Origin of the sequence: Geobacter anodireducens, from assembly GCA_001628815.1 — a bacterium.
GTDB lineage: Bacteria > Desulfobacterota > Desulfuromonadia > Geobacterales > Geobacteraceae > Geobacter > Geobacter anodireducens.
The window spans coordinates 3375560-3393336 of sequence record CP014963.1; the positions used below are offsets into that span (position 1 = coordinate 3375560).

Here is a 17777-nt window from a genome sequence, read left to right on the forward strand (position 1 = left end):
GCGGAATTTTTCCGCAGGACACCTGTCGACTGACGGAAAGGCACCTTTACATGCTCATCGTAACCGGCGGCGCCGGCATGATAGGCAGCGCCGTTGTCCATGAACTGAATCAACGCGGCCAGGACGATATCCTGGTGGTTGATCATCTCGGTACCGGAAATAAATGGAAAAACCTTCGGGCACTCCGGTTTCGGGATTACCTGGAGAAGGATGTCTTTCTCCGGCAGATTGTCGCAGATGGGGCTTTCGGCGGGGAACGGATCGATGCGATCCTGCACCTGGGGGCCTGTTCCGCCACCACGGAGCGGGACGCCTCCTATCTGATCGAAAACAATTTTGCCTATTCCAAGCAGCTTGCCCTGTATGCGGCGGCGAACGGCATCCGCTTCATCTATGCCTCCAGCGCCGCCACCTACGGTGACGGCAGCCACGGCTTCCTGGACGACGAGACAGCGCTGTGCTCATTGCGGCCACTCAATATGTACGGCTACTCCAAACATCTCTTTGATCTCTGGGCCAGGGCCAACGGGCTGCTGGAGAAGATGGTGGGGTTGAAATACTTCAATGTCTTCGGTCCTAACGAGCATCACAAGGGGGATATGCGCTCACTGGTTCTCAAGGCGTATGAACAGATCCTTGCCACCGGTACGTTGCGTCTCTTCAGGTCCCATCGCTCCGATTACGCCGATGGCGAGCAGCAACGCGACTTCATCTACGTGAAAGACGCCGCCGCCATGACACTGCACTTTCTGGACAAGCCGCACATCAACGGTATCTTCAACATCGGCGGCGGCGAAGCCACCAGTTGGAACCGGCTGGCCGCCGCAATCTTCAACGCACTGAACAGACCACCCCGCATCGAATATATCGATATGCCGGAGGAGATCCGTGACACCTATCAGTACCATACCTGCGCCGACATCAACAGGCTGCGCCAATCCGGTTACGACCGGAAAATAACGCAGCTCGAATCATCCGTAGAGGACTATGTGACAAATTATCTGCTGCCTGGCAAGCACCTCGGCGAGCGGTAACCGTCATGTCGGCCCCTCTTCTGGGCAGAGGCAGCTCCTTTATGGGGACGACGGCATTGGACCTTATGTTGTTCAGCGGCTGAAGCGAGAGAAGCGAGCACCTCCCCGGATAGCCGCGATGGCGGGACATGCGCCTTTAAATCAGATGGTTCGCCACAACTATCTGTGCTACCGGCATAGATCTTTGTGACGAACCCCATGACAACCTAATATCGGATCACGGTGCCCGCAAGGGCTTGATAGGGAAGAGGGGTGTATTTCCGCCAGGAAAGAGTCCCCCGCGGACCCGCCGCTGTAAGCGAGGACAAAGGGCAGCACGTCACTGGTCACATGACCGGGAAGACGCCCGGAGGATGATTCGCGAGCCAGAAGACCTGCCTGATCTCAGCACTCGCCAGTCCCGACGGTAAAGGGAGAGTGGAACCATGAACAGGCTTTGAATACGGAAAGTCCGTCTGCTGCTTCGGCACAGACGGACTTTTTCATTTCAGGGTTCGGGGCAAGCCGGTCTGCCGGATTGTCCGGAAGGGGGGTGGGATAAGAGGCAACATAACTCGAAACCACGTAATCCATTCAGCACCAGGGCCCGGTCAAGGGAAGTGGAGTGCGATTCTCCCGCTGCCCCGCAGCCGTAAAGGGAACGAACGCCCAAAAGAGCCACTGTCAGGAGCAATACTCGATGGGAAGGCGGGCACGTAGGCAGCCCTCAAGCCGGAAGACCTGTCCGGGCCGAACACTATTTCCCGAGGGAGGAAAAGATGAAACGTAACTGGAAAAAACTGATGGCCCGGCTTGCCGTGATGACAGTCGGTCTTGTTTCGCCCGCTTTTGCCCTTAACCCCGACCTTGCCGTGCCGGAACAAGTCGAGATCAAGCACAAGGCCTGCCAGGAGATGTTACGGCTCGCCGCCACGTATCAGGTGGAGGGGCTGTTCTCCAAGGAATTCGAGGCGGGCCAGGTGTGCTACACCCGCACGGACCTGGCGGTGGTGCTGGAGCTGCTGACCGAGAAGCTGGCCGAGAAAGTGGTGAAGGAAGGCTCGGCAGCAGTGGCCAAGGAAGACCTCCTGCTCCTGGCGGAGCTCCAGGACGAACTGCGCGGGGAGATGCTCCTGGCCCGCACCCGCACCTTCCAGCAGCGCCGGGATGACCTGGGCACCAGGCTCACCGCCATCACCAGGAACATCTCCCTCAGCGGGGGACTCGTGGGGGTCCTCCAGGGCTCCATCGGCAACGGGCCCTCCGACCACGCGGATGCGGTCGGCAGGGGAGACCTGGTCTTCAGCTTCACGGTGGGGGAGAACACCATCGCGGTGATCGACGTGGAGGCGACCGGCGGCAACGGAATCGACACCAGGGTGCCCAGCTTCTCGCTGCTGAACGCCGTGGCCGGCAGCACCGGCGATACGGTCCGCTTCCGGGAGGCATGGGTGGAGCATGCCGCCTTTGATGACCGCCTGATCCTCACCGCAGGCAAGATCGACCTGACCAACTACTTTGACGCCAACGGCGTGGCAAACGACGAGAACAGCCAGTTCCTGGCCGGGGCCTTCGTGAACTCGGCGGTCCTGGGTGCGCCCGGCAACGGACCGGGAGCCAGGCTCCAGGCAAAACTGGGCGAATCGCTCACCTTCGGGCTCGGCTACGGCAGCGGCGACACCGACACGGAGGATATGTTCTCACACGGCTACGGCATAGCCGAGCTGGACTACACCATCAAGGTCGGCGAACTGGAAGGGACCTACCGCGTCTATGGCAGCCTGGACGGGGCGCGTGCCGATGGGGAGGTGAAGCTGCAGGAGAAAAACGCCTTCGGGTTCGGGATCAGCGCCGACCAGCAGGTGACCGACAAACTGACCCTGTTCGTGCGCTACGGCCGGCGTGACGGGGACGTCTACGCCACGACGACGGCCTGGAGCGCCGGCGGTCAGTACGCCGGGCTGCTGCCCGAGCGCAAGGACGACGTCCTCGGCGTTGCCTACGGGCAGGTGAAGGCCGTGGGCGCGGACACCCGGGAGAAGCTGGCGGAGCTCTACTACAAGGTCCAGGTGAACGAGCAGATCGGCATCGCGCCTGTGGTTCAGTACCTGATCGATCCCCTGGGGGACAGCAGCAGGGATGACGTGGTGGCCCTGGGTCTGCGCTCGCTGATCAGTTTCTAGACGACGAGGATCGGGCACCACCAGCGAACACACCACTTACAAGGAGACACGTCATGCACATCATGGAAGGATTTCTGCCGGTCAAACACGCCGTTGGCTGGAGCATTGCCTCGGCCCCCTTCGTGGCCTACGGGCTGCGCACCGTCAACAAACGGATCAAGGAGAACCCGGAGCAACGCATGCTGCTGGGGGTGGCCACGGCCTTCACCTTTGTGCTGTCGGCCCTCAAGATGCCCTCGGTCACCGGCAGTTGCTCCCACCCCACCGGCACCGGCCTGGGAGCCGTGCTGTTCGGGCCAGCGGCCATGGCCCCCATCGGCGGCGTGGTGCTGCTGTTCCAGGCCCTGCTGCTGGCCCACGGCGGCCTCACCACCCTGGGGGCCAACATCTTCTCCATGGCCATTGTGGGCCCCTTTACCGCCTTTGCCGTCTACCGCCTCGCCCGGGCGGCACGCCTCCCCTTTGGCGTGGGCATTTTCCTGGCAGCCGCCCTGGGGGACATCCTGACCTATGTCACCACCTCGGTGCAACTGGCCCTGGCCTTTCCCGACCCGGCAGGCGGATTCGCCGCCTCCTTCGTCAAGTTCGCCGGCATCTTCGCCGTGACCCAGATCCCCCTGGCCATCAGCGAGGGGCTGCTGACGGTGATCGTCTCCAATGCCCTGGCCCGCTTCACCCCCCGGGAGTTGCAGGCCCTGAAGGTGGTCGAGGAGGTGCGGGCATGAAACGGTTTCAGAATCTCATCCTGCTGGCCCTGGTGGTTATCCTGGTTGTTCTGCCGCTGTTGTTGGTGAGGGCACCGAAACCGGGACCCGATGGCAAGACCGTGGAAATCTTTACCGGAGCCGATGGCCAGGCAGAGGATATGATTGGAAAAATTGTTCCTGATTACCAGCCGTGGGCTGAACCGCTGCTGGAACCGCCAAGCGGCGAGATAGAATCGCTGCTCTTCGTCCTCCAGGCGGCTCTGGGGGCGGGCTTTATCGGTTACTGGTACGGCAGCGCCGCCACCCGTACCCGACTGCGGCAGGAACAGGATAAACGGGCATGATGCTCCTGGAGCGATATGCCTACACCAATCGCTGGCGGCGGGTCGACCCCGCCGCCAAGGGGCTCTTCTCCCTGTGCGGGCTGACGGCAGTGTTCATGGCAACGGGCCCTGCCGCCGCTGTGCCGGCAGTGGCGCTGGTTGCGACCACCCTGGTCGGGACCGGCATGCCGCTGAAGAGCTACCTGCGGGTGGCTGCCCCGGCCCTGCTCTTCCTCGCGACCAGCGCCCTGACCCTGCTCGTGTCCCTGCGCCCGGGCGGTCCGTCCGGGATTGTCCTGTCCCTGGTCCCGGCGGAGCTGCCCCACGCGGCCCTGGTCTGCACCCGCTCCCTGGGAGGGCTGGCTGCCCTGCTCTTCCTGGCCCTGACCACGCCGATGAACGACATCATCGCCCTGCTGCGTCGTCTGAAAACCCCGGAGGTACTGCTGGACCTGATGACCCTCTGCTACCGGATGCTGTTCGTCCTGTCCGAGGCAATGCACGACATGCACACGGCCCAGGCGGCCCGCCTGGGGCACGCCGGGCCGCGGCGGACCCTCCGCTCCCTGGGCATCCTGGCGGCCAACCTGACGGTGCAGGTCTGGCAGCGCTCCCTTGCCCTGCACCACGGGGCCCTGGCCCGCACCAGCGATGGCCCCTTGCGTTTTCTGGAGCCGGAGTATCCCCACAGCCGCGCCAGCCTGGCCACCGCGGCCCTGGGGGGCGGCGGGCTAATCGTGCTGGCGGTGGTGACCATATGAGACAGCCTACACCGGAACCGATTCTGGAACTGAGGAATGTCAGCTTCCGCTATCCGGACGCCAGTCCGGGACTGGACGACTGCTCCCTGCCGTTCCGGCGCGGCAGCCGCACCGTGCTGCTGGGCCCCAACGGCGCCGGCAAGACCACCCTGTTTCTGCACTGCAACGGCATCCTGCGCCCCTGCCGCGGCCAGGTGCTGTTCGACGGCTCGCCTCTGGACTACGACCGCACGGGGCTGCGGGAGCTGCGCTCCCGGGTGGGGCTGGTATTCCAGAACCCGGACAGCCAGCTCTTTTCCGCCAGCGTGCGGGAAGATGTCTCATTCGGCCCCATGAACCTGGGGCTGGCGAGGCACGAAGTCCGGAAGCGGGTGGAGCGGGCACTGGAAGCGGTGGGCATGACCGGCTGCGCTGACAAGCCGGTGCACAACCTGAGCTACGGTCAGAAGAAACGGGTCTGCATCGCCGGGGTCCTGGCCATGGAACCCCAAGTGATGCTCTTGGACGAGCCGACCGCCGGGCTGGATCTGCGGATGCAGGGCGAGTTGCTGGAGGTGCTGGCCCGGCTGCACGCCGGGGGGATGACCATTGTCATGGCCACTCACGACCTGGACCTGGCCTGTGCCTGGGCCGACGAGGCCTGCCTGCTGGACAACGGCCGGTTGATGACCCGGTTTGACGTGGACCACTTCCCGCAGCAGACGGGACTGCTGGAGCAGCACGGCCTGGGCGTCCCCCAGGTGGCCCTGCTCCATCCCCTGCTGATCAAGCGAAACGTGCTGCCGTCCGGAGGGCCGGCGCCCCGCTCCTGTGCCGAACTGGCGCGGATGCTGGAGGAATGATCTCCACGGGGTCGCACCCATTCTTGCCGCACCGGTGTTATTTCAGGTAGCGCAACGCCTCATCCCCAAGGACACGTTCCACGGCGAGGGGGAGCAGTTCCACCGGGTCCCGCTCGGTTGCGGCCACCATCTTGAGGGCATAGCGGGCGATATTGATGCCGTCCCTGACCGAGTAGAGTTCGTCTGCCGCGTGGGCGCGCTGGAGAAAATCGACGACATACGCAAGGATGCGGCTCGGAGCGAAGGGAAGGTTTTCCTTGAGGATCAGGAGTTCCTCGTCGGCCTCGGGGAAGTCGATGAATATCTGGGGCTGGAGGCGCGAATGGATGTATTCGGGAACTTCGAAGGTCGAGGAATCCTCGTTCATGGTCACCACGATCCGGAAATCCCGGTGGGCCGGCACCCGCAGGCCGGTGACGATCGACTCCACGTAGCGCCGGTCGTCGAGCAGCGGGGCCAGCGACGCCCATGCCTTCTCGCTCATGCGGTTTCCCTCGTCGAGGATGAGAACCCCGCCCTTGAGCATGGCCGACACCAGGGAGGACGCGGCATACTGGATCTTCCCGTCGGGGCCGATGACCGGCGTGATGATCAGGTCTTCGGGCCGGGTGTCCATGGTTGCCTGAAAGAGGTACACCGGCCGGCCCAGGCGCCGGGCGGCCGCATAGGCCAGCGTGGTTTTTCCCACCCCCGGCTTGCCGATCAGGCGCGGATTGAAGGGGATGTCCTTCTCGTCGATCACCATCCAGGCGGCGAGCAGTTGTTTCAGGAGTTCATCCTGACCGACCCAGCGCAGCGTCAATTCCACGGGGCCGGCGAGCGAAAGGGATATGCCGTCGATCGTTGTCTGTTCCATGGGTGTGTTCACCTGTCAATAACGTACATCATGGCAAGTTTGGCCCGGTTCTCCAGGCAGAGGGAGCAGAGGGAGCCGGCATCGTTCCAGAGTTCGGCCGCAAGCCATTCGCCAGCCTCCTCGTACGGAGACTGCTGTGCGCCCGGAGCGAATGACTCACCGCAAACCGTGCAGGTTTTCATTGCTTCATCCATGGTCTTCCGTCGCCTTTCGCACCAGATCCGCCAGACAGGAGATAAACGTGGGCGACGCGTTGAGGGAAGGGCTCCGCCGGAACCGGGAATAGCCCAGCTTGTGCGCCTCCTGGGCATACTCGATGTCGATCTCGTGAAGGGTTTCGATATGGTCCGAGACAAAGGAAAGCGGAACGATGAGCAGGTTTTTCACCTGATGGGCCGCCAGGTGCTCAAGCATCTCGTCGGTTGAGGCTCCAGCCACTTGACCGGCCCCGCCCGGGACTGGAAGGCCAGGTGGTGGGTGACCCCCTCGAACCGCTCCATGACGAGACGTACCGTCTCCCGGATGTGGTCCAGGTAGGGGTCGCCCTCGTCGATGAAGGATTGGGGGAGCGAGTGGGCCGAGAACAGGATCTGCACCTCGGCCAGGGGGTGGAAGTCGTCAAGCCCCTCCTGGACTTTCTCAGCCAGGGCGTCGATGTAGAGGGGGTGGTCGAAGAACCGGTCCACGTACGTCATCTGGAACTGCACGCCCGATTGAGACAGCACCCGCTTCAGCTCGTTCACGCTCGACCCGGTGGTGGCGCGGGAGTAGTGGGGGTAGAGGGAAAGCGCGATCACCCGCGAAATCCCCTCCCGCCTGATGGCCGCCAGCGCCTCCATGGTTGAGGGCTTCCAGTAGCGCATGGCCACGAAGCAGCGATACCCGTCCCCCAGCACCTCTTCCAGTGCCCGGGCTTGGCTCTCGGTCAGCTCTCGGATGGGTGATTTGCCGCCGATCTCCTCATACTTGCGTTCCACGCCCGGCGAGCGCCGCTTGGCGATGAGCCGGGCAATGAACGGCTGGAGAAAGGCGGGACCGATCCGGATGATGTCCCGGTCGGAGAAAAGATTCAGCAGGAACGGCTCCACGGCGTCGAGGGAGTCGGGGCCTCCCATCTGGAGGAGCAGGACAGCGGCTTTGTCGGACATGGTCACCTCTGGCACGGACGATTTCGTGACATCCGCATCTGTCCTCCCTGATACCCTAATGAACGACCGCGGTCAAGGCGGAAACGGAGCGCCTACCCCCCCAGTCCCTTCCCCGTGAGGACCTTCCACCCGCTGGAGGCCAGATCCACCAAGCCGTCCATGGTCCGCTGGTAGAACTTCCTGACCGGCATCCGGTTGACGAGGATATGCCCCTCGCTCCGCTCCAGCCTGACCCGGTCTCCCGGCGCCAGGGCGATGAAGCTCTCGTGATTTTCGCCGCCAATGCCGAACAGAAAGCGATACTGGCGCCCATCGGCCGCACGGCAGGCAACGATCAGGATGATCAGTTCGGGCTCGCCCGTCTTGAAGTGGAAGCGCACGGTGCCGCTGACGAAAGTCCCCTCGGCCGACCCGGTGGCGGCCAGGAGGCTTTCGACCGTCACCTGCCGGGGCTTGAGGTGCCCCAGGGAGGGGAGCCCCCAGGGCTTGAACGGTTCGTGGGGCCGCTGCCCGTAGTGGTCGCTCCGTTCCAGCAGAATGACGATGTTGTTGTTGATGGGGCCGCCGATGGAGTGGGAAAGACCGGCCCTAAAACGCCCCTCCCTGATCATGCGGTGATTCTCCACCACCTGGATCATGCCGGTGGCGCCGAGGGGGTGCCCCCGCCCCTTGAGTCCACCGGTGAGGTTGGTGGGGAACAGGCCGTTCTCGCCGGTATAGCCGTCATCCAGCAGGGCATCCAGGAGGCGCCCCCGGGGAACGAAGCCCAGGTCCACCAGGTTGATGGGGCCGAAGCCGTTGAAGGGGTCATGCATGTTCACGTGGATCTTGCCGGCAAACTGCCGGATGTCCCTGATCCCGGCCATGCCGTACGCCTCGGCCGCGGCGGAGACGGTGGCGGGGAAGGAGTGGAAGTAGTTGCGGTCGGCAATGGTGGGGATGTCGGTGGCGCTTCCCACCCCGGACACCATCACGTCCTGAGGATCGCTGGTGAGGACCACGGCGGCCACCCCGTCGGACATGGGGCAGAAGTCGTGGTAGCGCAGGGGCCACCAGTAGGGATAGTTCTTGCCGGTGACGATCTGGCGGTAGTACTCCTCCAGGGGGATCTCCGCGTTCAGGTGGGCGTCGGGATTCAGGGCCGCATAGCGGTGGGCCCGCTGAGTCAGCAGGGCTGAAAAGGCGGTCCATTCCTCGAACGAAAGCCCGTACCGCTCCATCAGGGCGCGGGCCACCAGGGCTCCGCAGGCGGGCATGGTCAGACCGAACTCGGCCTCGTCCCGGTCGATGACTCCGGCCACGATGCGGGTCGCCTCGGCGGTGGGGGCATCGCTCATCTTCTGGATGCCGATGGCGAGCACGTGGTCGCAGCGGCCCGAGGCGATCTGGAGGCAGGCGTTCTCGAAGGCCGAGGCTCCCGACGAGGATGCGGTGTCGATCAGCACCGACTTGGCGCCGGAGACGCCCACCACTCCTGCGATCTTGGCCGCGGTATTGTCGACCCCGGAAAAGGCGACCGGGCTCTGGGAGCCGACCACCACGGCCTCGATGTCGCGCGGCCGCACGGGGCATCCTTCGAAAACCGCCCCGGCCAGCTCTGCCAGCTCCAGGAACGAAAGCCGGTCGCGGTGTCTGCCATCGTAGCGCCCCACCGGCGCCATCCAGGATGCGGCCACGTAGACCGGCCTCGGGCTGAAGGGGATATGTCGCATGGGAACTCCGTTTCTCCCGCCGGGGAATGGTGTGATCGTGCCCTTATTGTAAACGATGTTCCTGCCGGGGCAACCGAAATGCAAAAGGCCCGCGCCAGTGACGGCGCGGGCCTTTTGCGGAGTATCCGGACGGAGCGCTAGCGCGCGCCGCTTCCATCCAGGGGCACTTCCCGGATCGGTGCGGGCTCCGGGACCGCCACCACCGGCTCCGGGGCCGGTGCGGATTGAGGGGAGGCTGCCTGAACCGGCGCGGCAACGGGCTGCGATACGGGCCGCTCAACCGGCCGGACCGTCTGTACGGGCGGCGGGGCAGCAGCCGCGGGCGAGGCATCCTTCTTGTCCTTCCTGTTGAACAGGTCCATGGGCGGCTTGAGCAGCCCCACCATGTCGTCGAAGAGGTGGTAGTAGGGGGCCGTGGCCTTGCGCTCGCGGAAGAGAAGGTCCTTTTCCTTCTTCCCCAGGTAGCGGGTAATGCCCGGAATGGTCTTGAACTTGACCTCGACCCGCTCATCCATGTTGGCCGCTGCCTGGTCGAAGTCGGGATATTGAAGTTCCGCCAGCACCGGAGTGGACGGGCTGCCGACCCGGAAATTGGGATACTCCCAGAGAGCCGTGCCGTTGGCGTCCAGCACCTGGGCGGTCATGGTGAGAACGTTGTAATCGGTGTCCAGATACTTCACCAGGTTGCTGGCAAAGGTGCGGTCCCGCATGGTGAGACCGCTCACCACCACCAGGAGCACCGCATCGACACTGTTCTGGGTCACCAGGGTCCTGATTTCCTCGGGCTTATAGAAGTGTTTGTTATAGACCACCCCGGCGTCGTCCCGGCGCTCGGACCGGAAAAGAAGCGAGCGGAACAGCTCGTCAGGAGCGGCGGCCTCGATGGGGCGCACCATGAAGTAGGCGCCGGACTCCCGGAGCATGTTGACGAGTTCCTTCTCGTTCACCCGGTTGTATTCCCGCACCAGCGTCACCAGCGTATCCCGCTCCGGATGACGGATATCCGAATCGGCGTCCATGAAGATGGGCGCCACGCCGAGAACCTTGACCCGCTGCTCGTAGTCCTCACGGGGAATATTGAAGGGATTGTGGGCACACCCGGCAGCCACCAGTGCCACCAGCGCCACGAAAAACCACTGTCTGATCCGGCTCATCGATCTCCTCCCTGATGCATTCATATCACGGTCCGGTCGGTATCGTCCGTTCGATTTATAGCAGATGCTCCCGGCTATGACCACCCCTTTCACCGGGGCGAGGTGTCGCGGGCGAAGAGGAACAGGGTTACGGCCACGGCCAGCCCCGTCACCGGCACCAGGAAGGCTGCATGGTAGGCCTCGGCCGGATAGCCCGCCGGCCCGCGCGGGAAACGCCCGATGATGAGCCCCATCACTTGCTGTACTACGGCCGCGCCGGTCAGGACGAAGAAATTGAGAGCCGTGGTGGCCGTTGCCGACAGGGTGCTGGGAAACATCTCCCGGATCATGGGGTAGATGGCCACGCCCGATGATACCGCCAGCCCCGCTGCAAAGAAGAAGACGGCGAGAAGCCCGCGGGGCACCTGCTCCGCCGGGCCGAGGGTCAGAACCAGAAGCAGAAGCAGCAGAAGGCTCTGCCCCGCCACGAGGTCCATTTGCGGGACTTGAGCAGCCGGTCGGTCACCTGGCCGATGAAGAGGCAGCCGGTCATGAACCCGACCGAGGTAAGCAAGAGCAGGTTGCCGGCGCCCCCGCGCGAGAGGCCCATCACCTCCATGAGCCACGGCCCGCCCCAGAGTCCCTGGAGAGCCATGTAGCCGGCGTACCAGAAAAACGAAAGGAGGGCCAGGAGCCAGAAAGAGGGACGAGAGAACACGAGGCCCCACCCCGCCAGTGCCCCCACCGGCCGGTGGGTCGCGGCCAGAAGCGGCTCTTCCTCCACCCCCTCGCCGGCTGCCGGCCGATCCCGCACGACCCGGAAGAGGAGCAGGGTAAGCCCCAGTTGAAGGGCGCCCACCACCAGGAAGGGGGGGCGCCACCCCCCCAGGGAGACCGCCAGGGCCAGGGGGGCCGTGGCGCAGAGATTCCCCACGTTCCCCACGGCAATGATCAGGCCCGAGATGGTGGCATACTCCCGGGAGGAGAACCAGGTGGTGAACACCTTGAGCGCACCCATCAGGACGCAGGCGGTGCCCATGCCGATGAGGATGCGCCCCCCGAGCAGGGCGCCGTAGCCCGGGGCCAGGGCAAAGGTAAAGGAGCCCGCCACCGTAACGAGCCCGGCAAGGCTCACCACGATGCGGCCGCCGAAACGGTCCAGCAGCGGTCCGAGCGGTATCTGGGCCAGGGCGAAGGCGTAGAAGAGCGCCCCCGAGAGCATCCCGATCCGGGAGGCGTCCAGGGCGAGATCGGCTGCCAGGTCGCGGGCAATGACCGCCATGGATACCCGGTAGAAATAGGCGACCAGGTACATGACCGCAAATACGGCAAATATCCGCCAACGTTTCGTCATGGCATGCGCATCCTGAAGAGCATCAGTGCGTTCCCTCCCGCGAGACTATCCCGGATGGAGCCGCGACACAAGCCCTTATCCACGGCGCCCCTTCCCTTCTCCCGAGGGATGTGCTATAGCCGTTGGCCATGAAATGGCTCCTTGTTGCCTCGGCGGCACTCTATCTCTTCGGTTCGTTCCGACGCCCACTCTTTGCACTGGGTCTCGGCGCGGGGCTCGCCTATCTGGCCATCCGCGGCATCTCCCTGGGCCGGTTGCCCCTGGTGGGCCCCCACGACACCATTGCCTTCTTTTCCGCCTCCATCGGGCTCATGGCGCTCCCGTTCCTCTTTTCGCCCTCGCTGCGGAACTCTTCCGCCTTCCCCTGGGCAACGGGGGGAACCGCAGCGGTTTTCGCGCTGTTCTCCCTGGCATTTCCCGCCCTCGCCATGCCGCTGCCGCCGATACTCAACACCCTCTGGTTCGAGCTGCACGTGGCGCTGGCCTTCTTCGCCTATGCGCTCTTCACCATCGGGGCCATCATGGGCGTCCTCTTCCTGGCCGGCGGAGAGCGGCGGCTCCTGGATCTCCAGTACCGGGCGGCCCTCGTGGGATACTCCTTCTTTTCCGGCTCCATGGTTGCCGGCGGCATCTGGGGATACTATGCCTGGGGGACCTACTGGCTCTGGACGCCCAAGGAGCTCTGGACCTCCATCCTCTGGATCTTCTATACCTTCTGGCTCCATCTGCGCCTGAGAGGAGCCGGCGGAGACCGGTTCCTGGCCTGGACCGGCATCCTCGGCTTCGGGGTGATGCTCTTCACCTACCTGGGGGTGAGCATGCTCATGAAAAGTTCGCACAGCTTTTAAAGGGGATCGCGCCACGCCATGCTGACCAGAACCTATCAATCCCTCGCTTCCCTCTCCCTGGGCCTCTGGCTCATGGGGGGAGTCATGGTGCTTCTGGCCGTCGGCTCCTTCGGCGGCGAAGAGGCAGCGGCCCTGAACGCCATGCCCCTCTCCGTCTGGCTCACCCGTGCCCCCCTCGCCGCCTCCTGGTGGCTCTGGGGGACCCTGGCGCTCCTGACGCTTCTCACCATCAACACCATCCTCTGCAGCATAGAGGCAATCCGGCTGAGGCTCGGCAAAAGCACCCTGCCGGCGCTGGTGGCCCCGCAACTCATGCACCTGGGCTTCCTGCTCATCGTCCTGGCTCACCTGCTGAGCGCCACGGGGGGAGCCAAGGAGGCCATGCAGGTCTACCAGGGCTCCTCCATCGGGTTCCCGGACGGGAGTACCCTCCATGTGGGGCCCATTTCGGTGGCCACGGGCCCCATGGGGATGCCGACCGACTATCGCGCCCAGGTGCGCGCCGTGACCGGCAGCCGAGTGGAGGAAGGAACGGTGAGCCCCAACCATCCGTTCTTTCACGGCGGGTTCGGCGTCTATCTCAAGCACGCGGAGGAGTACCCCTTCCCCGTGGCCGTCATGGAAATCCACCGGGAACCGGGGGCCGGCTGGGCCCTGGCCGGCGCCCTCCTCTTCACGGCCGGTAACGGCATGCTCCTTGCGCTCCGACGGGAACGCCGCTGACGAGACTTCCTCTTGCATCGCCGCGCCGATGTGTTAGTATGAAACCTCTCATTTTTGCGGATAAAATGCATCGGCTGCACCCGAGGAGTCGTCCATGCCCAGACCATTGACTCGAACCGTCGTCGCGCTTGCGATCCTGGCGGCCTCATCAGCCGCCCACGCAGACGGCGGCCCTGCGGCAGGCGGTCTTGCCGAGGGTTCGGTCACCTATAGCGCAATCGCTCCAAACTCCATCACCAACAGCAAGATCGTGGACGGCGCCGTCACCGACGCCAAGCTCGGCTTCGGCGCCGTCACCACTCCGAAAATCGCCGACGGCGCCGTGACCGACGGCAAGATACGCGGCCCCATCGCCGGCTGGAAAATCGGGCCGCACGGCCATGACGCAACGGACATCGTCCAGGGGACCATCGATGCCGCGCGGCTTCCGGTGGGAACCGGGCCGGGCACCGTTGCCGCCGGCGACCACACCCACGAGTTCCTGCCGAAAAAACCGGCCACCCTGGTCGTGGTGGCCCCCACGGGCGGCGACTACGTCAGCCCCATCGACGCGCTCAATGCCATTACCGATGCGTCCGCCGAGAAGCCCTACCTGGTGAAGATCATGCCGGGGGTCTACGACCTGGGGATCGCCACCATGGTCATGAAAGAGTATGTGGACGTGGAGGGTTCCGGCGAGTTCGCCACCCGGCTCAGGGGAAGCGCCGCCGACGCCGGCGTGGTGGCCGGCGCCTCCCGGGCCGAACTGCGCGGCCTATCCATCGATGCGACCGGTACCGAGGGGAATATCGTGGGCATCTTCAACGGCAGCAGCGCACCCCGGATCAGAAACGTGAGCGTCACCGTGCAGGGGGGGAAGGGGACCTTCGGCATCTACAACCTGATGGCAGAGCCGTTCCTCGACTCGGTAACCGTAACGGCCCACGGGGGCGACGCGGGCTTCGGGATCTTCAACATCCACTCCTCCCCCGTGATCAGGAACGCCGCCATCTCTGCCGGCAACGGCGTGTACACCACGTCCTCCGGCAGCGCCACCGTGGAGGGGTCGGTCATCACCGCCACCCTCTTTTCCATCTTCAACGACACCTCCACCACCACCCGCGTCGCAAACACCCGGCTGGCGGGTGGGAGGATCGCCAACAGCGGCATCATGAAGTGCGCCGGGGTCTATGACGCGGAATTCGACCCGGTCCAGTGCCGCTAGCGTTTCGAGGGGCCCGTTCCCGGGACTAGCCGATCGAAACACTGGACGACATGCTTTCGAAACAGGGCACCACGAAAAACGGGGCGCCGGAATGCTGAATTCCGACGCCCCGTTCCCGTTTACCCCTCCCCGGTTCAACCGGATCAGTACCGCATCCTCACCCGGTAGACGAGTTTTGTCTCCCCATCCTTCGGCACCGGCACCAGGAACTCGGCGGCCCGGGCATCCCCGCCGGCCGGCGTGAGCGACGAGGTGAGAATCCGCCAGTCCCCCGGCACCGGTTCCACCACCCGAACGGTTATATCCTCAGCCTTGTGGTTGCGCAGCGTGACCTCAAAGGCAGCCTCATAGGTGTCGGACGCCGTCTTGCGCCATTCGGTCTGGCGCCGCTCAGCCACCACGTCGAAGGCGTCGCCCAGTTTCACCCGCACCGTTTCCTTCTCCGGGGTGTGGTCGATGCTGTCCTCGCCCACGAACTGAAGGCTCCCGTCCCCATCACGCTTGTAGACCCGCACCACCCCCCGGGGGAGCGGCATGCCGAGCCCGCTTTCCCGCCGGTTGCCGAACTCGGTGTAGACCGCCACCTTTTCCTTCCGGGGCTCGCCGGCCGGGCCGTGGAAAAAGTAGCTTTCGCCCCGCAGGAGGAATTCCTTGCGGACCGGAATCCCCGCAGCCGTGACGAGGCTGATCTGCTTGGTCTGGTTGTCCTTGATGGTGGAAGGGCGCTGGAGAGTGTAGAGATGGTATTCGAAGAAACTCTCCTCCCGGAAGGCGGGTGCGGCGGCCATGGCCTCGGCCCGCATCATCTTGGCACGCCCTTCGTCCTCCCGCACCCGGTTGATGTCGCCGGCCACGAGCTTCAGGGCGGCATTCCGGTAGGTGGCGCCGCTGCGGTTGTCAATGGTGACCCAGCCGGCCAGATCGGCCCGGTCGTCCTTCTCGGCCAGGGTCACCACGTAATCGGCCCGCCAGGTGATGCCGTTGGTCAGGTAGGTGGCCTCCACCTGCCGCGCCGCCTCCCGGCCGCTCTCCAGGAGCCAGACCAGGGTCGGCCGGGCAATGAGATCGTCGGGAACGCCGGGAAAGATGATTCGCCCCGGGTGGCCAAAAGTAATCTCGTCGCCGATCCGGAAGACCGGCCCCCCCGTGGTGGAGAGAAGCGTGGCCGCGACCACTTCTTCCCGCTCGGTGGTGGGATTCTTCTGGTAGAGCTTCACCTCCCGCCCCACGTACTTGTCCATGAGCTTCTGGGGGGACAGGAGATCATACTCGTAGTTCTGCTCCAGGACCCGGATTCCGTCGCCCTCAGGCGCAGCCATGGAAACGCTGGAGGGAATCACCTGGGCAGCCACGTCCATGAAGCGGAGCTCGCCGCTCCCCTTGGGGAGCCTGATCTCACGCCGATCCTTCACGAGACCCAGGTTCTGATTGTAGATGGTGAGAGAAACCCCGCGCTGGTCGGCTCCGGTGGAGACGACGGGAGCGGCTGCGCACGGAACGGCAAGGGAAAGGGCCGCGAACAGGACGGCAATACGGTGTGGTTTCATGACTTACCTCGCCCGGAGAACTGGCGGCAGGGCCGCACCTGGTAGGTATACCACAAAAAGGGCAGCCGCATGGCTTTCTTTTGATTCAGGTCAGACAACTGCGGGACCCCAAAGCTACCAATCCTAACGCTCACCGTTTCCCCCGTTTCTTGCTTTTGGGAGTACCGGTCGACGGTGCGACGGTGGTAAATTCGGGCTCATAACCCACCACGAAACTGTTGGTGGCCGTGTTGCGCATGCTCAGGAAGTGCTCGTTGTTCTTGTCAAAGGGACAGATGGGCGTGCTGCACGATTCGAAGCCGAACCGGCCGTAATAGGCGGGTTCGCCCAGAACGAAGAGGGTCTGGCTGTTGATGGCCTCCTGGCGCAGGGCGAACCTGAGCAGCTCCAGCCCCACCCCGCGTCCCTGGAATTCCGGGGCCACGGCCATGGGGGCCAGGTGCAGGCCGCAGACGTCGCGGCCATGGTAGGCATTGGTAAAGGCGATGTAGGCAATGACCTTGCCGCCGATGATGCAGGCCCATTCGTGGATGAACCTGTCGTTTTCGTGGAGCTTCTGCACCAGCGCGGCTTCGTAATCGCTGCCGGGAAAGGAGCTGCGCAGAAGCGCGTAAATCTTGGGACGGGCCTCGACGGCCGGTTTCTGAATCTTCATTTCTATCCTTTATTCGCCGCCGCGCTTTGCGGCGGCCTTGTCCCGGCATTCAAAACAGCAGGGGCGGGCCGGGTGCCGGATGACACGGCAGTGACGGCGGCGGGTCTATGCCGGCGCGACCCCGCCGTCGGCCATGATCCCCCGGGTAAAGATGGCAACGTACTGGCGGATCAGTTCCTCGTCCTGGTCCGGAGAGTGGCTGGTGAGCTCCTCCGTGGCCAGGGTGCTGAGGAAGAAATAGTTGACCATCCCCGCCAGGGCCAAGGCGCTGTTGACGGCGTGGAGGTCCCGGCGAAAGAGGCCGCGCGCCATCCCCGCCTCGATGCTCTCCGCCAGCAGGCGGATCACGGAGGCGATGGCGGGGGAAACGATGGCGGCGAAGCAGGGGGTTGGGTTGGTGAGCTCACTGGTGTAGAAGCGGAGGAGTTGGGGATTGTTCCGGTGGCGCTGGATGGTCCAGCGGAGGTAGGCCGCCATGACCGCCAGGGGATCCCCCGCCTGGCCCCGGATGTCGTTCAACTGGCCGAAGCAGGCGAACTGCTCCTGGAGAACCGCCGCGTAGAGCCCCTCCTTGCCGCCGAAGTGGTAGGAAATCATGGAGATGCTGGCGCCGGCGGCCTGGGCGAGCTCCCGGATGCTGACGCCGTAGAACCCCTTCTGGGCGAAGAGCTCCGTTGCCACCTCCATCAGCCTGCTGCGACAGTCCGCTCTGGTCATTCCGTTCCGCCCCCTTCCATTATCAGGAACAAAGAGTATCAAAGCCGCAGC

At 64.4% G+C, this 17777-nt stretch carries 16 protein-coding genes, 2 pseudogenes and 2 other annotated features; of the genes and pseudogenes, 9 read left to right on the forward strand and 9 right to left on the reverse strand.

What is annotated here, in order from left to right:
* The first annotated feature begins 50 nt into the window (after window positions 1–50).
* The 6 genes from A2G06_15500 (at window position 51) to A2G06_15525 (ending at window position 5829) form a co-directional block, all read left to right on the forward strand.
* On the forward strand, window positions 51–1034 hold the full coding sequence (locus A2G06_15500) for an ADP-L-glycero-D-mannoheptose-6-epimerase (protein ANA41407.1): 984 nt from the start codon (window positions 51–53) through the stop codon (window positions 1032–1034).
* Between the two features lie 203 nt (window positions 1035–1237).
* Window positions 1238–1430, forward strand: a binding site (cobalamin riboswitch).
* 169 nt (window positions 1431–1599) lie between these two features.
* Window positions 1600–1777, forward strand: a binding site (cobalamin riboswitch).
* Between the two features lie 15 nt (window positions 1778–1792).
* Complete coding sequence (locus A2G06_15505) at window positions 1793–3196, forward strand: hypothetical protein (GenBank protein ANA41713.1); 1404 nt, start codon at window positions 1793–1795, stop codon at window positions 3194–3196.
* 53 nt (window positions 3197–3249) lie between these two features.
* The gene (locus tag A2G06_15510; GenBank protein ID ANA41408.1) at window positions 3250–3921 is read left to right on the forward strand and encodes a cobalamin biosynthesis protein CbiM; all 672 of its coding nucleotides are present in this window, start codon (window positions 3250–3252) and stop codon (window positions 3919–3921) included.
* Window positions 3918–4247: a cobalt ABC transporter substrate-binding protein CbiN gene (locus A2G06_15515; protein ID ANA41409.1), complete on the forward strand. Its 330-nt coding sequence runs from the start codon at window positions 3918–3920 to the stop codon at window positions 4245–4247. Before A2G06_15510 ends, A2G06_15515 begins: the two co-directional genes overlap by 4 nt.
* The gene (locus A2G06_15520) at window positions 4247–4987 is read left to right on the forward strand and encodes a cobalt ECF transporter T component CbiQ (protein ANA41714.1); all 741 of its coding nucleotides are present in this window, start codon (window positions 4247–4249) and stop codon (window positions 4985–4987) included. The genes A2G06_15515 and A2G06_15520 overlap by 1 nt, the downstream gene beginning before the upstream one ends.
* A complete protein-coding gene (locus A2G06_15525) occupies window positions 4984–5829 on the forward strand; it encodes a cobalt ABC transporter ATP-binding protein (protein ID ANA41410.1) in 846 nt (281 codons plus the stop codon). The genes A2G06_15520 and A2G06_15525 overlap by 4 nt, the downstream gene beginning before the upstream one ends.
* 37 nt (window positions 5830–5866) lie before the next feature.
* Here the strand turns inward: A2G06_15525 and A2G06_15530 are convergent, their stop codons facing one another.
* The 6 genes and pseudogenes from A2G06_15530 to A2G06_15555 all read right to left on the reverse strand — a co-directional run bounded on the left by A2G06_15530 (window position 5867) and on the right by A2G06_15555 (window position 12032).
* Window positions 5867–6685 carry an ATPase gene (locus tag A2G06_15530; GenBank protein ID ANA41411.1) on the reverse strand — a complete coding sequence of 273 codons (819 nt, stop codon included), beginning with the start codon at window positions 6683–6685 and terminating at the stop codon, window positions 5867–5869.
* 8 nt (window positions 6686–6693) lie between these two features.
* On the reverse strand, window positions 6694–6879 hold the full coding sequence (locus A2G06_15535; protein ANA41412.1) for a hypothetical protein: 186 nt from the start codon (window positions 6877–6879) through the stop codon (window positions 6694–6696).
* Window positions 6872–7833, reverse strand: a pseudogene (locus A2G06_15540) (ferrochelatase). Before A2G06_15540 ends, A2G06_15535 begins: the two are co-directional and overlap by 8 nt.
* Window positions 7834–7925: 92 nt before the next feature.
* Window positions 7926–9545: a thiolase gene (locus A2G06_15545; protein ANA41413.1), complete on the reverse strand. Its 1620-nt coding sequence runs from the start codon at window positions 9543–9545 to the stop codon at window positions 7926–7928.
* A 137-nt stretch (window positions 9546–9682) separates the two neighbouring features.
* Window positions 9683–10699, reverse strand: a complete 1017-nt coding sequence (locus tag A2G06_15550) for a hypothetical protein (GenBank protein ANA41414.1) — start codon at window positions 10697–10699, stop codon at window positions 9683–9685.
* Between the two features lie 89 nt (window positions 10700–10788).
* Window positions 10789–12032: pseudogene (locus A2G06_15555) on the reverse strand (MFS transporter).
* Between the two features lie 128 nt (window positions 12033–12160).
* On the opposite strand from A2G06_15555, the gene A2G06_15560 reads away from it, so the two are divergent.
* The 3 genes from A2G06_15560 (at window position 12161) to A2G06_15570 (ending at window position 14807) form a co-directional block, all read left to right on the forward strand.
* Window positions 12161–12880: a cytochrome C biogenesis protein ResC gene (locus A2G06_15560; GenBank protein ANA41415.1), complete on the forward strand. Its 720-nt coding sequence runs from the start codon at window positions 12161–12163 to the stop codon at window positions 12878–12880.
* Between the two features lie 18 nt (window positions 12881–12898).
* The gene (locus A2G06_15565; protein ID ANA41416.1) at window positions 12899–13603 is read left to right on the forward strand and encodes a cytochrome C biogenesis protein ResB; all 705 of its coding nucleotides are present in this window, start codon (window positions 12899–12901) and stop codon (window positions 13601–13603) included.
* Window positions 13604–13697: 94 nt separating this feature from the next.
* Window positions 13698–14807: a hypothetical protein gene (locus A2G06_15570; protein ANA41417.1), complete on the forward strand. Its 1110-nt coding sequence runs from the start codon at window positions 13698–13700 to the stop codon at window positions 14805–14807.
* Window positions 14808–14950: 143 nt separating this feature from the next.
* On the opposite strand, the gene A2G06_15575 is transcribed toward A2G06_15570, so the two are convergent.
* The 3 genes from A2G06_15575 to A2G06_15585 all read right to left on the reverse strand — a co-directional run bounded on the left by A2G06_15575 (window position 14951) and on the right by A2G06_15585 (window position 17726).
* Entirely contained in the window at window positions 14951–16354 is a 1404-nt protein-coding gene (locus A2G06_15575) for a hypothetical protein (GenBank protein ANA41418.1), read from the reverse strand.
* 130 nt (window positions 16355–16484) lie between these two features.
* Window positions 16485–17009 (reverse strand): acetyltransferase, encoded by a 525-nt coding sequence (locus tag A2G06_15580; protein ID ANA41419.1) that lies wholly within the window; start codon window positions 17007–17009, stop codon window positions 16485–16487.
* A gap of 105 nt (window positions 17010–17114) precedes the next feature.
* The gene (locus A2G06_15585; GenBank protein ID ANA41420.1) at window positions 17115–17726 is read right to left on the reverse strand and encodes a TetR family transcriptional regulator; all 612 of its coding nucleotides are present in this window, start codon (window positions 17724–17726) and stop codon (window positions 17115–17117) included.
* Window positions 17727–17777 lie beyond the last annotated feature (51 nt).

Coding starts and splice junctions, on each gene's coding strand:
- A2G06_15560 (ANA41415.1), top strand. CDS start 12,161: ATGAAATGGCTCCTTGTTGCCTCGGCGGCACTCTATCTCTTCGGTTCG.
- A2G06_15525 (ANA41410.1), top strand. CDS start 4,984: ATGAGACAGCCTACACCGGAACCGATTCTGGAACTGAGGAATGTCAGC.
- A2G06_15510 (ANA41408.1), top strand. CDS start 3,250: ATGCACATCATGGAAGGATTTCTGCCGGTCAAACACGCCGTTGGCTGG.
- A2G06_15530 (ANA41411.1), bottom strand. CDS start 6,685: ATGGAACAGACAACGATCGACGGCATATCCCTTTCGCTCGCCGGCCCC.
- A2G06_15505 (ANA41713.1), top strand. CDS start 1,793: ATGAAACGTAACTGGAAAAAACTGATGGCCCGGCTTGCCGTGATGACA.
- A2G06_15570 (ANA41417.1), top strand. CDS start 13,698: ATGCCCAGACCATTGACTCGAACCGTCGTCGCGCTTGCGATCCTGGCG.
- A2G06_15515 (ANA41409.1), top strand. CDS start 3,918: ATGAAACGGTTTCAGAATCTCATCCTGCTGGCCCTGGTGGTTATCCTG.
- A2G06_15580 (ANA41419.1), bottom strand. CDS start 17,009: ATGAAGATTCAGAAACCGGCCGTCGAGGCCCGTCCCAAGATTTACGCG.
- A2G06_15520 (ANA41714.1), top strand. CDS start 4,247: ATGCTCCTGGAGCGATATGCCTACACCAATCGCTGGCGGCGGGTCGAC.
- A2G06_15550 (ANA41414.1), bottom strand. CDS start 10,699: ATGAGCCGGATCAGACAGTGGTTTTTCGTGGCGCTGGTGGCACTGGTG.
- A2G06_15585 (ANA41420.1), bottom strand. CDS start 17,726: ATGACCAGAGCGGACTGTCGCAGCAGGCTGATGGAGGTGGCAACGGAG.
- A2G06_15535 (ANA41412.1), bottom strand. CDS start 6,879: ATGGATGAAGCAATGAAAACCTGCACGGTTTGCGGTGAGTCATTCGCT.
- A2G06_15575 (ANA41418.1), bottom strand. CDS start 16,354: ATGAAACCACACCGTATTGCCGTCCTGTTCGCGGCCCTTTCCCTTGCC.
- A2G06_15545 (ANA41413.1), bottom strand. CDS start 9,545: ATGCGACATATCCCCTTCAGCCCGAGGCCGGTCTACGTGGCCGCATCC.
- A2G06_15565 (ANA41416.1), top strand. CDS start 12,899: ATGCTGACCAGAACCTATCAATCCCTCGCTTCCCTCTCCCTGGGCCTC.
- A2G06_15500 (ANA41407.1), top strand. CDS start 51: ATGCTCATCGTAACCGGCGGCGCCGGCATGATAGGCAGCGCCGTTGTC.